Below are 14,842 nucleotides of genomic sequence, written 5' to 3'. Positions count from 1 at the left end.
GAGACGGATTGTGGCGGCGACAGCGCGATCCCCGCAATGCCGATGCCTACAGCCGGAACGCCCAAACATCGTCAGGCGGACATGAAGCGCATGGGTTCGGGCCGGCACGGCCGCCGCGGCATTGCACTGCCATCGCGGCCGCAGCATGGTGCAGGGGACGTGGACGCTCGGCTCCGGCGAAAGGCGGGGCCTGCGGCCAATGCCATCTCTATGCAGACAAGGAGGATGAACCGATGGGACTGAGCGTAAAGGACCGGCTGAACATTTACGATCTGTTCGCGCGCTATTGCCAATATGTGGATAGCGGCAGGGCGGCCGAATGGGTGAACCTCTTCGCGGAGGATGGCTGCTTCGAGATTGTCGGCCAGATGACCCTCCGGGGTGCGGGACAACTGGGCGGAATGCCGGCGATGCTCGCGGAAAGGAGCGGCGGCAAATGGCGTCACCAGATCACCGACATCATGATCGACGCAGGCCCATCCGATGACGCCGCCCATGTCGGCGCCTCCGGCCTCGTGACGGACTGGAACGATGGCGGCCGGGTCATCATGTTCGCCAATTATCAGGGCGCACTGGGCAGAGGCGACGGACGCTGGAGGATCGCCAGATTGACCGCAACCATGTTGACGGGCTGAACGGCGAAAGCAGCCTATCGACCGGCGCCGCGTTCTTCCCGAAATTCGCGCGGCGTCATGCCGGTGGCCTTGCGGAAAGCGGCGGAAAAGGCTGCGGCGCTCTGGAAGCCGCAATTGCCGGCAATCACCTTGATCAGCACACCGTCCCGCGCAAGCTGTTGCTGCGCATGGGCGATCCTGCGGCCAGCGATATAGTCGGACAGGGTAGTGCCGGTGGTCGCTTTGAACGTCCGGATCAGGTGCCGGGGGCTGGTGCGAATTTCCGCCGCCAGATCCGCGACCGACAGATCGCCTGACAGTTCGGCTTCGATCCTGTCCTTGATCCGGCGCAACCGCCAGCCCGGCATTTGTCCATGGCCGCTACGGTCGTCCTCCGGAGCCTGCCGGAAATGCCGGCACAGTTCGACGACCAGCAACAAAGCCATGCTCTCCAGCACTATATTCTGTCCGAAACTGGGGTTGCGCAACTCTTCCAGCAGGCGCGCAAGCCCCTGACGCACCCGACCGATCTGCACATCGTGGCAGGGCGTCAGATCAGCCAGACTGTCATCCTCGAACAGCTGCATCGCCCGTTCATTTTCAAATGTCAGGCACAGCAGGCTGTGTTCGCCCGGTTCGCTCAACGCCGAAAATGCGCCGCCCTTGGGCAGGAAAACAATATCGCCCGGCGGGTCGGCGAGCCGGCGGTCGGCGCTGAAAAAGCGCGAATTGGTACAGCGCGGGCCGATGGAAAAGTCCAGATAATAGGAATCGGGCTGGTAAACCGCGCGGCTGCTCTGGGTCCAGCCGAAGTGCCGGATATCCGCAAAAATTCCGTTGGCGTGAACCTGTCGTTCGACATGGAAATGCGATGCCGTACGCGGCGCGCACAGGGGCAGATCAGTGCCGATTGCGTTCTGCATCCTCAACCTCCTTGCCATCAGTCGAGTCTGTTCCCGACCTGGAAGGGCCGGGCTATTATTTGCCAATTGGCCGCGGATGGCAAGTCAGGGTTGATCATGATCGTTCACATCGGCGATCATCCATCGGCTCGTCAGCGCGAACAGGCCGGCGGCAAGGATGAAGAAGCAGGATCCGAAGCTGAGCGACAAGCGCAATCCCTGCGCGCTGGCGGCCTCACAGGCCTCGACCGGCCGCTTCACGCAGTCGGCGAGGCTGAGGCCCGCGGACACCCGTGCGGCTTCCCCCAATATGTCGCTGACAAGGCCGATCAGCGGCGGCCCCAGACCATAGCCCAACAGCGAACTTGTGGCGATGATGATGGCCGACGCCATGGCCCGCATATGCGGGGGCGCGACGTCCTGCCCGTGCGCATACATGGCGGGCATGTAGAAATGCTGCCCCATCGAGGCGAACACCATCAGCGCGACGGCAAGACCGACCGTCGGCAGCTGAAAGGCGACGGCATAGAGCGACCCGCACCAGAGCAAGCCGACGGACGGCAGCCACGCCTTGATCCGTGGATAGCGCCGCCCTCCGAAATCCATCAACGGTCCGCCGATAAGCGTGAAGACAATGCCCACGCCCCCGATCACCAGCCCCATCAGCAGCGACGCGGTTGCCAGGGACAGGCCATGTCCGCGCATGAGGAAGGACACCATATATTGCTGGTTGGCATAGCTGCCGATCCCGGCAATGCCGCCCGCGACCGCCACGAGGGCAAAGCTGCGCCGGACGAGCAACTGGCGGACCGTATCGATGAAAGACGCCGAGTGAGAGGGCCCGGGCTGGCTCCGCTGGGGTTCCGGCACAGTGGCACGGAACAGCAGAGCGAGGACTATGCCGGCCATTCCGCAGAGGAGGAAGGCCGTGCGCCAGCCAAAGGCAGCGATAAGGGCACCCCCTGCCACTGCGGCGACAATGGCTCCGACCGGGCCGGCCACCCCGAAAATGGCAATGACAGTCGTCCGGCGCCGTGCGGGAAATGCATCGGAAATCAGAGAATGGGACGCTGGTGTGCATCCCGCTTCCCCGATGCTGACCGCTGCTCTCCCGACAAGCATCTGGAGGAAATTGGCCGCTATCCCGCAAAAGGCCGTCATGACGCTCCACAGCATCAGCGAAAAGGCAATGATTCCGACCCGTCGGCCACGGTCGGCCGCCCGCGCGATCGGGAAGCTGAAAAGCGTATAGAGTATGGCGAAAGCCGGTCCGCCGATCAGGCCCAGTTGAAAATCGCTGAGGTGAAGGTCGACCTTGATCATTTCCTGCGCGACCGAAAACAGCAGGCGATCAATATAATTGAGACAATTCAGGAGAAACAGCGCGACAATTGTCCACGACAATACCGATCGCCTGCTCGCCGGAAACGACATTTCATAGGGCGTCGCCCGCTGCGTAGCATCCATGGATGAAGGATTGTGCATCACTCGTCCAAATCCGTTATAACGACCTTCCTGAGGACTATGTCAATGCCGCGTCGCATTCCCTCGTCACGGCTATCGCCGGCAAGACAAATATCGCGTAATGGACATATTCGTCCGGAAAATGCCTACTGCCCGGATCTTCCGCAAGGTTGCAGAAAAGCCATCGGCGAAATATCGAAATTCTCCGAGTATCGCCAACACTTGCCAACAACTTCGACCTTTCATCCACGCTCTGTGCGACACGGCCGGATCAAGAGTTTGTCGAGCTAGCCCTCATAGGCAGCGACGCCGCTTCCCGCCATATCGTTTTCCGCAATATTCATTCAGATCGCGCATTTCCTTCGCGGCCGCCACCGCCTGTCCTCGATCACAGGGGAATTCCTTTTCGATAAAGGAACGAGATTCCACTCGCTCGCACAATTCCTCAATATCACACCGCGAAAGAATGTTTTTTTCCCGCAAATAGAAGATAAGACTTTGCAATATAATCAAAGCCTTGTCTCCATTATCGACCGATTGATTGACATCCATTCCACGATCCTGGATTGTTAAAATGACGGAACAATTATGCTTTCATGAATTGATTCAGCAGTTACGCAGAAGAGGAGCCGTTAGGCCCCCGACGAAAGATAGGGTTCGCCCTCGCGTGTAAATCGGGATGACCGGATCATAGCGATCAGGTGAAGCGGACATCGCCGCCGCACCTGATCGACGCACTTATGTCAAAAGCGGTAAGAGACCGTTGCCCCCCAAGTGCGCGGCGCCGCAGTAAACCCGATCGCGGTGCCGAACGTGCCATAACCGTTGAAGATGGCGTTGTAATATTTCTCCTGAGTCAAATTCCGTCCCCACAAGGTGAACTCCATGCCGCCGTCGAGCTTGAAGCTGATACTGCCGTTCAGCACGCCATAGGCCTTGAGCCGGCTGAAGCTGTTCTGCGTGTTGATAAAGCTGACAGCCGCCGCGCGCTCTGCGGCGTCGTTGACACCGTCGTTAAGCGCCGGAGCCGTCAGATCAGCGGTGGCATAATCCTGATAGACGGCTGAGGTATAGGCATAGTCGGCATGCAAGGCGATTTCGCCGCCTCTGACTGGAATGCGCTGTGTGGCGCCGACGTTCCAGGTCCATCTGGGCGCGCGCGGAACAATTTCACCGCTTCGATCAACCGTGCCCCCCAGCCCCGCCGCGGTGAATGATCCCGCAGCATATTTCGCCTTCAGCCAGGATATGGCGCCACTGACTTCCATACCCTGCCACGGAATGAGCGTGCCTTCGAACTCGACGCCATAAGCTCTCACATCGCCCGCATTCTGAACAAACTGCGTCAGATTGCCGCCGACAAGAGCATTGACGATATTCTGCGCACCGTTCCGCCAGATATAGAAGCCTGCCAGGTTGGTCCGCAAATGCCTGTCGAGAAAGTCGCCCTTGAACCCGATTTCGGCATCCTTGACCTTTTCCGGCGCAAAGGAACTGGCGTCGGGCGGAGTCGGCCGTGAATTAAGCCCGCCAGCCAATGCGGCACCGCCCGTCTTCGCATAGACGAATTTGCCATTCCCCAGTTCATAGTCGATGCTGACCAGCCATGCGGGATAATCAAATTTGGCGGTCACGGGGTCCGTACAATTGGGGCCGGGCGGGACGAGATTGGCGTTGGTGCCCACGGCGCACAGACCCGTCGGCGGAAGCGTGATCAACCTGCCGTTCGACACGAACGAACCGGAAAAGCCTGGTATCCCGCCAATATAGCCCATGCGGTTGATAGAGCGTTTGTCCCACGTATAGCGAAATCCGCCCGTCACCCGCAACCGTTCGGTCAGATTGTAATTGGCCTGAGCGAACAATGCCTTGGACTCTGATTTATAAGTAGCAAGATTGGTGTTGGCGGGCGCAAGGTTGAAACCGAAATCGGTGTCCTGGAAGACGAGGGACTGCGATTGTTCGTCGCCCGTTTCCTTGAAATAGAATGCACCAAGAATGAATTCCAATTTCCCCAACGTACCCGAGAATTGAAGTTCCTCACTGCGCTGTTTCTGGGAATAGTCGCTGGCATAGGACGCGATCTTGGCGGGCGTACCGTCCAGATCGGTGCCGTCCCCGGTTTCCGCCTCTCGATAGGCCGTTATCGATTTTACCTTAAAATCCCCCAGATCATATTCTATCGTCGCACGAAGGCCCCATGTCTTGTTGTAATTGAAGGGCGTATCGATGTTGGGATTACCCGTGTTGGGGTCATTATAGGTTGTGTAGAAACGACTTTGGGTTTGCAGGAAGCTGGCGAGGTCAAATTGATGGGAATAAAGAGCGAGGCCCGGACCTGTCGGATTGATACCACGCAGAGCGACATTATTGTAAGTATCCTTGATGTCAGCCCAGTCGGCCGACAGGGAGACCGTCAGCGGGACCGCCGAAGGTTCCCAGTTCAGCGTGGCGCGGGCCGCGATGTCATGATCGATACGCGCCGCATCGACCCCCCTGATGGGGTTCGGGCCAAAGCCTCTGCCCCGCTCACCATAGCGCCCCGCCAGACGTAACGACAATTCGTCGCCGGCGATCGGCAAAGTCAGCGCGGATTCGATCGACCAGCTTTCATAATTGCCGACACGACCGGTAATATAGCCGCCGAAATGGCCGTCCGGCTGAACGGTCGTCATGTTCAGGGCGCCGCCTGTCGTATTGCGTCCGAACAATGTTCCCTGGGTACCGCGCAGGACTTCGACGGACGCCAGGTCGAGAAGACCCAGATTGCCGGCAATGGGTCGTCCATAATAAACGCCGTCGACATAGATGCCGACCGCAGGATCGGAAAATGAATTGGGACTGTTCTGAGCGTTACCCCGGATGGCGAGATATATGAGGGACGCGTTCCCGGTGCCGCCCGACTGAACAGACAAACCCGGCGCGGCCCGGCCTACATCCGCCACTTCGACAATCTGGCGTTCAAGCAGGGCGGTCGGATCAAGCGCCGTGACGGCCACGGGAACTGTTTGAAGATTCTCCGAAGTCCGGCGCGCCGTCACGATGATATCGCGCACCGCGTTATTGTCGCCGCCACTGGAGCTTTGCTCGACCGCTTCTGCCGCCTGGCTTATAGCAACACCGCACGCGCTCCACGCGGCGCCGGTCATAAGGATTACCCGGAATATCTTACCCATTTCATCCCCTCCTGTGGTGACTATATTTAATTTATGACGACCTGTTTCTATTTATTGACCGAAATGATATATTTTTATCTTATTATATTTTCAGATAATATTTTATCTTGGCACGATCCGTAGATACTGATTGGGCAAGCATATACTGATTGCCCAGACCAGCTACTCCCTGATCGCTCAATCTGCGGGACGAAGCACATATCGTCGGATAGGTACCATCCCTCGGGCTGGCCAGACGCCCATGCGGGCATATTCAATACCCACACGCCTAATCCCGCCGCAGCGGCTCCATGGGCACCAGAACCAGATGATCGGCGGGCGCGCCAGGCCCCGCGATGACCAGACAATGCCGCAGCGTCCTTCGGTGGAAGAAACGCGTCAGGGCGATATCATCGGCTGGCTTGCTCTTTTCGATGAAGCGCATCAATGCGGCCTCACCCTCGACCGGATCGGCATAGGCTGCACCGAGCAGCGCCTCGATATCCTTGCCATCCTCGTCCCGCAGCCAGTCCCGATAGCGCAGCTGATCCCGGAGATAGTGCGGTATGGATGCGAGAATGTTACGTTGCCAACCCTGTAACGATCCGCTTTCCGGCAGGCGCTCGATTTCCGCCTGCAATTTCTGGAGCGCCAGATCGTTCTGGTCGATGGCGGCGGGCGGCGGGAGCGCGATGTCATCGAGCGTCATGCCCAATATCTCGGCCAAAGCCTCCATGCAGCGCCGTCCGATCATCGGAACCTGCACCGCCGCCTCGACCCAGTCGCCGCCGCGTCCCGTTTCATGAAGCCCGAACAGGGGACCATAAATGGCTTCGGCCAGGAAAGAGACGGTGTGATAAGCGATTGCGTCATAATCGAGCGGCACGCCGATCGCGCGTTCATAGTGATGGAACAATGCGGCGACGTCGCCCATATTCTCGATCGGATGGCGTCCCCGGAAGCAGGCGAGATCGCGCATGGGATCGCCCAGATGACCGATTTCCACATCCAATATGCCGGTGACCTGGGCGCCGTCCGAAAGGAACTGGCCGCAATCGCCCGTGACGAAGGAAATGGATTCCCGATGCCGGGGATAATTACGGCGCAGCCAGCCTGCGCAAAATTCCAGCAGCGGATCGGTGATGCCCTGCTCTGCCGTCATGGCATGAAAGCGCTCGAAATTGTGCAGGGCAATCTCGCGCGGCCCCTGCGGCAAATGGGCTCCCCCTTCGACGAAGGGGCGACTTGGAAGACGATGTATGTCCGCCAATATCTCCATATAGCGCAGGGATGCGGCCCACCGATCGTCGGTCATGACCGATGCGCTTTCGATCGCCTGCTGAACCAGGCCGGGGTCCCGCCCACCTTCTATCCATTCCATCACGATGGTGTTGGGCTGGTCGCACATGCCCAATATGGCGGGAATGGGGACGCCATTTTCATGCAGCGCCCGCTGCATGCGCATTTCATAATCGAGCGGATAGGGATGGGTCGGCCAGGTACGGTCGCCCTTGAGCAGAAAGTCGCGCTTCACACCATTCTGCTGCACGCTGGCGCGCCAGACCGGACGCCAGCGCCGTTGCTTTTCCAGCATGACCTCAGAACAGCCCAGCACATCCTCAAGCCATCGGCTGAGCTGTTCGCGGCTTTCGGCCTGATCCTGATCGGCTTCGGTCTGCGCCATCGACGGTCCTCCCCATAATCCTGCCCTGTCCATTATGGCCGGTGCGTCATCCGCCTTCGTTGGGCCGCGCTGGCCTTTGCGGACAGGACGAGACTGACGCACCGTCCTCAACTCTTGCGGTCAGTCGCCGAACCGATAGCGAACCTCCACGCCATAGGTGCGCGGGGCTCCATAAAACCCGCTGAATATGCCAAGCGCCGCTGATCCGACATTGCTCGAAGCCAGATATTTCTTGTCGAACAGGTTGCGCACGAAAAAGCTGATGTCGGCATTGCTGCCGCCCACGCCGTTCAGGTCCAGCCGTCCGTTGACCAGATCATAGGCGGGCAGAACCTGATCGGAGGAGCGGACTTTACTCGAATGGTAATAGTCCATGCTGACCACCGTTTCCGCAAGCGAGCGCGGTACGGGCAGCGTCCAGCGCAGCCCGGCGGTCACCGTCGTCTTCGCGACCAGATTGAACGGCACCTTGAGCGCTGCGAGATAGGATTGCAGTGCGGCAGGCACCGTCAGCGACCGCGACTTGAGGTCGAGGAAGGTCGCCCCCGCGTCGAATGACAATGTCGACGTCGGCTGAATCCGGGTCGAAAGGTCAATGCCCGCGACACGGGTTTTGCCGGCATTGACGAGCAGCGTCCCGCCGCTCGGATCGTTGCTGGCGTCGCAATCGCCGTCCGGTGATTTTGGCGGGTTCGTGCCACCGGCGGCCGTCGTGCTGCAACTTGCCTGCGTATTGAGGCCGGAAATCGGCACCTGCACATTATTATACCAGCCGACAAAAGGCGACGCGTTGAACTGGAGCTTGACGTCGCCCATGGTGAAGTCGGAGCGGATACCGACCTCCACATCCGTCACCTTTTCCGGTGCGAAGGACTGGAACGGCGCCAGCCTGCCGGCCAGCGTGGGACTGTTGATTCCGCCCGCGCGATAGCCCCGGCGGGTGACCGCATAGAGGAAGATCGCATCCGACGCCTTCCAGTCGACGCCCAGCTGCCAGGTCAGCGCCTTGGACGAGGTTTTGTTGACGCTCGAATTGCGGATAGTTGCCGCCCCGTCCGCGCATTCTTCGGGCGAAACGACGGGCTGGTTATTAAGGCCGCCGCCGACGCAGGCCTCGATCTTGTCCCAGGTGTGGCGCACGCCCAGATTGACGTGCAGCCCGTCCGCGATCTCATAATTGACATTGCCGAACAGCGCCCGGCTCTTTTCGCTGTAGAAACTGTAGTTGAAGCGCGCATCGGTAATACCGGGCAGGATGAAGACGGGAATATAGGTGCCCGACGGCCCGAGCGGCTTGCTGTCAAGGTAGAAGGCGCCGACCAGCCAGTCGAGGCGATTGCCGAGTGCCGATCCCTTCACCTGCACTTCGTCGCTGAGCTGCCGAACATCGGATGTCTGACGGCCGCCGACGATTGTCACCGGAAGCCCGGCGGGGATCGCGCCGCTGCCGTCGGCGATCAATGTCGGCAATCCGTCGACACTGGAATAATAGTCGATCTTGGTGCGCCGATAGCCGAAGATATTGAGGAAAGTGATGTCGTCGGACAGATCGAATTCAGTCCGATTGGTAATACCAAAACGCTTGACCCTTTCGAACGCATCGACGTCCGAATTGATCACGCGCGGACCGCGTGCGCGCTGCAACGCCAACTGGACCAGCGCTGCATTGGCCGTGCCCGTCGCCGTCAGCCCGTTGGGACCGGGCAGCACATCGGTCAGCACGGACGCGCCGCCGACCGCTTCATTGTGATAATAGTCGACAATGACCGTGTTGCGGAACGCGGCGCTCGGCTCGAACAGGATCGATCCGCGGATCGCACGCGAGTTGAGATCGTCGGGGTCGCCGCCGATACCGATATTCCTGGTCCAGCCGTCGCGTTTCTGGATCTGACCGGCGATGCGGATGGCCAGCGTATCCGATGTCAGGGGTATATTGAGTGCGGCTTCCAGCAGCCGGGCGTCGTAATTGCCGTAGGACGCCTTGGCATATCCCCCCAGCTTATAGTCCGGCGCGGTCGGATAATAGAGGATCGCGCCGCCGGTCGTGTTGCGGCCAAACAATGTCCCCTGCGGCCCCTTGAGCACCTGAACCGAGGACAGGTCGTAGGTCGGGATGCTGGAACCTGTGGTGGGGGAAGGCACTTCGGCGAAATAGCTGATGACGCCCGGCGCGCTGTTGCCGGCCAGCGCCTTGGACTGACCCCGGATGGAGAAATTGGTGTTTTCGCGCCCGCCCGACCCGGCCAGGAAAACGCCCGGCGTCTTGATCAGCAGATCCTGCGTATCGCGGATATTGGCCTGCCGCAGCGAATCCGCCCCGAAAGCCACGACGGAAACCGGCGTCTCCTGAATATTCTCGGCGGTGCGGCGCGCGGTCACCACGATGTCGCTGGTAGCGCCCTCCTGCGGCGCAGCGGTGGACGACTGCGCCAATGCCGTCTGCGACGTCGTCAGCAACAGGCCCAATGGCAGTATGAAACCCCGTATTCCCTTCATTCTTCTTCTCCCTGATGGTCAAAGGATGACCGTTCTGATTGAGAGCCGGTCTGTTGCCGGCCTTCCGCCTCTGTAGGTTGGCAGCATGGTCGTTGCCGCCTGCCGCCGGTCAGTTCCCGTCGCCGACCGCACTTTCCGGATTGTCGCCTATGCAAATCTGCCTGCGAGCCACGTCGCTATCCTCTCGGCATTTTCCCCATGGATCGGGTGTGCGGCGGATATGACGCCAATTCGCGCCTTCAATTACCTGTCGAAAGGTGGGTCCGATGTCCGATCATGCCGATATCCACCAGATTTGAGGGCGGCGCACGGTCCGCAGATGCCGTCGGCCCCTAATGGGAAAGGACGAGATGACCTGTTTTGCAAGCGGACTGCTGATGCCAGAGGGACCGATCGCGCAGCCCGATGGTAGCCTCATATTGGTGGAGGTGCTCGGCGGCCGCCTGTCCCGCCTTGGCCCGGACGGCGCGCGCACCACTATGGCCGATCTGGGCGGCGGTCCCAATGGCGCGGCGATCGGTCCTGACGGGCGCATCTATGTCTGCAACAATGGTGGCTTCGGCAAAATGACCCTGCCAGATGGCGGGCTTCTGCCGATCGAGGCGCCTCTCGATACGCCGCCCGGCATGATCCAGGTCGTCGATCCGGCCAGCGGCGCCTTCGAAACCTTATACGCATCCACCGAAGCAACGCCCTTCTGGGGACCGAATGATCTTGTCTTCGATGCAGAGGGGGGCTTCTGGTTCACCGATTTCGGTAGGGATCGCGGCGCGGCGCGAATGCGGGGCGGGCTTTATTATGCCAGGGCGGACGGGTCGGAGATTCGGCTGGCCGCCGGACCATTGGACGGGGCGAATGGCGTCGGCCTCTCGCCCGATGGACGCACTCTCTACGTCGCCCTCACCTATGAGGCGCATCTGCTGCGCTATCGGTTGTCGGCGCCCGGCGTGATCGATAAATCGGCGTCGCCCTCCCCGGACGGGCACAGCATCGTCGGCCGGGCCGGCCCCGGTCAATATCTCGACAGTCTGGCCGTGGACAGCGCCGGACGCATCTGCTGCGCCTCGCCCGGCGAGGGCGCGATACTGATCTTCCCGCCGGAAGGCGGAACGCCCGAGCAGATCGAAACGGGCGACTTTCTGACGACCAATATCTGCTTTGGCGGCGCGGACGGGCGCGTGGCCTTCGTCACGCTGGGCAGTTCCGGCAAGGTCATATGTTTCGACTGGGACGTGCCCGGCCTGCCCCTGGCATTCGGCTGACCTGCTCAGGTCGAACAGCGCCGCCCTGCCGTCTGGCAGGTCAGCCAGGGCCCGCATTGCTGTTTCATCGCGACATGCCTGAGAAAAGAGCGAACATGCCGGCTGATTGCTATGACTATATCATCGTGGGAGCGGGTTCTTCCGGCTGCGTGCTGGCCAATCGTCTGTCGGCCGACCCGACCGTCAGGGTTCTGCTGGTGGAGGCGGGACCGGACGACAGCAGCCCGTTGATCGCCATGCCCCGCGGCATCGGCAAGCTGCTGGCGCCGGGCAATCCCCATGTCTGGGATTACGCCGTTTCGCCCGGCGGGAACGCACCCCAGGAAATATGGCTGAAGGGCCGCGCGGTGGGCGGGTCCAGTTCGATTAACGGCATGGTCTATGTGCGGGGCGCTCCGGCCGATTACGACGGCTGGGAAGCGGCAGGCTGCACCGGCTGGGGCTGGCAGAGGATGGGCCAGCATTTCGTGACGCTGGAGGACCATGTGCTGGGCGCCAAGGCGTGGCGCGGCGCCGGCGGCCCGCTCAAGATCAGCGTCCACCCTTCCGGCGACCCGCTTTGCGAAGCGTTCCTGACCGCCGCCGAGCAGGCCGGGACGCAACGGGTGGATGACATGAACGACATGCCGGCCGTGTCCGAGGGCGGCATGGCCTATCAGCCGACATCTACCTATCGCGGCAAGCGCTTCTCCGCTTCCCGCGCCTTTCTCAAGCCCGTGCGAGGCCGGCCGAATCTGGACGTCGTGCCGCGTACCGACGTCCTGCGCATCCTGTTCGACGGGCAGCGGGCGAGCGGCATCCTGCTGCGCAACAAGGATGGCGTGCATGAGGTCGCGGCACGGCAGGAGATCATCCTCTCCGCAGGCGCGGTGCAGAGCCCCAAGCTGCTGCAATTGTCGGGCATCGGTCCCCGCGCCCTGCTTGAATCGCTCGGCATCCCGATCGTCGTCGATGCGCCCGGCGTCGGCGCCAACCTTCGCGAACATCGCTATCTGGGCTTTACCTACAGGGTTCGGAGGAACAGCCTGAACCAGAAACTGTCCGGCCTGGGCCTCATCATGTCGGCTTTGCGCTATGCTTTCGGATCGAAAGGTCCGCTGACCCATGCGGCGCATGAGGTGGGCGGCTTCGTCAAGACCGATGCCACGCTCGACCGGCCCGACGCGCAGGTCGGCCTGGGCCTCTATTCCTTTCACACGGACGACAAGGGGGCGGTGGCGCTCGACCCCTATCCCGGCATGACCGTCATCGCCTATTATATGCGGCCCGACAGCCAGGGCCATGTCAGGATAAGCTCGGCCGATCCGGATGTCCCGCCGGTCATCGACGCCAATCATCTGGCCACCGATGCCGACCGGAGCCATTTCGTCGCCCTGTTTCGCTGGCTCCGCTGCCTTGCGCAACAACCCGCGCTGAAAGACTGGATCGTCGAGGAAACAGGAAAGACCGTCGGTATAGAGGCGGACGAGAACATTCTTGCCAACGCCATGGCGCTTGGCGGCACATCCTTCCACATTTGCGGGACGTGCCGCATGGGCGCGGATGAAGCCTCCGTCGTCGACCCGCAACTTCGCGTGCGCGGCGTCACCGGCCTGCGCGTGGTCGATACCTCCATCATGCCGACCATCGTGTCGGGCAATACCAATGCGCCGGCCATGGCCATCGCGCTCAACGCCGCGGACATGATCCTGCGGCCCAGTCAGGACCCTGCCCTATGACCGTGTCTTTCACCGCATTCGACAAGCTGTATATCGATGGCGCCTGGGTCGATAGCGGGAGCGAACGCGACGCTATCATCAACCCCGCCACCGAAGCGGTCATCGGTCGCGCGCCGGTGGGCAATGCCGCCGCCGTGCAGGCCGCGATCGCGGCCGCGCGCGATGCGTTCGACACGGGCATCTGGCCGCGCATGGCCATGTCCGAGCGCGCCACGTACCTGCGCCGGATGCATGCCGCCCTGGATGCCCGCAGGCAGCAGATCGCGGCGCTGATCGTCGCGGAAGTCGGCTGTTCGCAGGGCATCACCCAGGGCATGCAGGTCGCCAATCCGCTCGACCATTTGCTGGCCGCCGTCGAACATTCGACGCGCGACGACAGCGTCCGCCTGCCCATCGACATCACCCCCGATCCCTTCAACCCCGACGGGCCGAAGAAAATAGGCGGGACCACCGTGGTGCGCGAGCCGGTGGGCGTCGTCGCAGCCATCACCGGCTATAATTTCCCTTTCCTCATCAATCTGGCGAAGATCGTGCCCGCGTTGCTCGCCGGCAATACGATGGTGCTGAAGCCGTCGCCCTTCACACCCTTTTCCGCGCTGCTGTTCGGGGAGATTGCCGAAGAGATCGGCCTGCCCAAAGGCGTGCTGAACATCGTGACCGGTGGACCGGAGGTCGGCACGACCCTGACCAGCGATCCGTGCGTCGACCTTGTTACCTTCACGGGTTCCGAAGGGGTGGGCGCCGCGATCATGGCGCAAGCCGCACCGACATTGAAGCGCGTGCACCTCGAACTGGGCGGCAAGTCCGCGCTGATCGTCCGTCAGGATGCCGACGTCGCCCGCGCCGCGGGCATGGCGGTCGCGGTACTCTCGGTCAATGCGGGCCAGGGTTGCGCCCTGCTCACGCGCCTCGTCGTCCATAACAGCATCAGGAAGGCGTTCGTCGAAACCGCCTGCGCCATCGCCAGCCAGTTCAGGATCGGCGATCCTGCCGATCCCGGCGTGGCGATGGGGCCGCTGATCCGCGAATCCCAGCGGGAAAAGGTCGAAAGGCTGATCGCCATCGGCCGCGACGAAGGGGCGCGGATCGTGCATGGCGGCGGGCGTCCGGCGGGCCTCGACAAGGGTTTCTTCACGGACATCACGATCTTCGACGATGTCGACAACAGCATGACGATTGCCCAGGAAGAGGTGTTCGGTCCGGTCGGCTGCATCATCGGTTTCGATAGCGACGAAGAGGCGATCCGCATCGCCAACGATTCCCGCTATGGCCTGAATGGCGGCATCGAAACCGCCGACGCCGCCAAGGGCTATGAGATGGCGATGCAGATCCGCGCGGGCAGCGTCATGCTCAATGGCGGGACCGGGCGGATGACCTATGCGCCAATCGGCGGCTACAAGCGCTCCGGCATCGGACGGGAATATGGTCCGGACTGGCTGCACGAATATCAAAATCAGAAGTCGGTCTTCTATCCCATCGGAGGATAGAGAAGCTGCCTAGAGCAGATTCCGATCCGATTGCATCGGCTCGATTGCTCTAGTCTTTTG

General features: G+C 61.3%; 10 protein-coding genes. 4 read left to right on the top strand and 6 right to left on the bottom strand.

Annotation, left to right across the window (positions count from 1 at the left end; all coding sequences use genetic code 11):
* Positions 1–233: 233 nt before the first annotated feature.
* The gene (locus HHL26_RS01645) at positions 234–635 is read left to right on the top strand and encodes a nuclear transport factor 2 family protein (protein WP_066563122.1); all 402 of its coding nucleotides are present in this window, start codon (positions 234–236) and stop codon (positions 633–635) included.
* A 14-nt stretch (positions 636–649) separates the two neighbouring features.
* Here the strand turns inward: HHL26_RS01645 and HHL26_RS01640 are convergent, their stop codons facing one another.
* From HHL26_RS01640 to HHL26_RS01615, 6 genes are all read right to left on the bottom strand, one after another.
* Positions 650–1,537: an AraC family transcriptional regulator gene (locus HHL26_RS01640; RefSeq protein ID WP_066563124.1), complete on the bottom strand. Its 888-nt coding sequence runs from the start codon at positions 1,535–1,537 to the stop codon at positions 650–652.
* A gap of 84 nt (positions 1,538–1,621) precedes the next feature.
* Positions 1,622–2,920 carry an MFS transporter gene (locus HHL26_RS01635; RefSeq protein WP_240962269.1) on the bottom strand — a complete coding sequence of 433 codons (1,299 nt, stop codon included), beginning with the start codon at positions 2,918–2,920 and terminating at the stop codon, positions 1,622–1,624.
* A 354-nt stretch (positions 2,921–3,274) separates the two neighbouring features.
* Positions 3,275–3,532, bottom strand: a complete 258-nt coding sequence (locus tag HHL26_RS01630; RefSeq protein ID WP_066563125.1) for a hypothetical protein — start codon at positions 3,530–3,532, stop codon at positions 3,275–3,277.
* Between the two features lie 191 nt (positions 3,533–3,723).
* A complete protein-coding gene (locus tag HHL26_RS01625) occupies positions 3,724–6,156 on the bottom strand; it encodes a TonB-dependent receptor (RefSeq protein ID WP_066563126.1) in 2,433 nt (810 codons plus the stop codon).
* Between the two features lie 268 nt (positions 6,157–6,424).
* On the bottom strand, positions 6,425–7,819 hold the full coding sequence (locus HHL26_RS01620) for a phosphotransferase (protein ID WP_169575790.1): 1,395 nt from the start codon (positions 7,817–7,819) through the stop codon (positions 6,425–6,427).
* Between the two features lie 120 nt (positions 7,820–7,939).
* Positions 7,940–10,315 carry a TonB-dependent receptor gene (locus HHL26_RS01615; RefSeq protein WP_066563130.1) on the bottom strand — a complete coding sequence of 792 codons (2,376 nt, stop codon included), beginning with the start codon at positions 10,313–10,315 and terminating at the stop codon, positions 7,940–7,942.
* 350 nt (positions 10,316–10,665) lie between these two features.
* Between HHL26_RS01615 and HHL26_RS01610 the strand changes: the two genes are divergently transcribed.
* From HHL26_RS01610 to HHL26_RS01600, 3 genes are all read left to right on the top strand, one after another.
* On the top strand, positions 10,666–11,577 hold the full coding sequence (locus HHL26_RS01610) for an SMP-30/gluconolactonase/LRE family protein (RefSeq protein ID WP_066563942.1): 912 nt from the start codon (positions 10,666–10,668) through the stop codon (positions 11,575–11,577).
* A gap of 95 nt (positions 11,578–11,672) precedes the next feature.
* A complete protein-coding gene (locus HHL26_RS01605) occupies positions 11,673–13,295 on the top strand; it encodes a GMC family oxidoreductase N-terminal domain-containing protein (RefSeq protein WP_102999818.1) in 1,623 nt (540 codons plus the stop codon).
* Positions 13,292–14,782, top strand: a complete 1,491-nt coding sequence (locus HHL26_RS01600) for an aldehyde dehydrogenase family protein (protein WP_066563132.1) — start codon at positions 13,292–13,294, stop codon at positions 14,780–14,782. The genes HHL26_RS01605 and HHL26_RS01600 overlap by 4 nt, the downstream gene beginning before the upstream one ends.
* The last annotated feature ends 60 nt before the right edge of the window (positions 14,783–14,842 follow it).

The organism is Sphingobium sp. TB-6 (genome assembly GCF_012927365.1).
Lineage (GTDB): Bacteria > Pseudomonadota > Alphaproteobacteria > Sphingomonadales > Sphingomonadaceae > Sphingobium.
The sequence above is the reverse complement of the archived record's forward strand: the minus strand, read 5'-3'. Positions and strand labels throughout refer to the sequence as shown.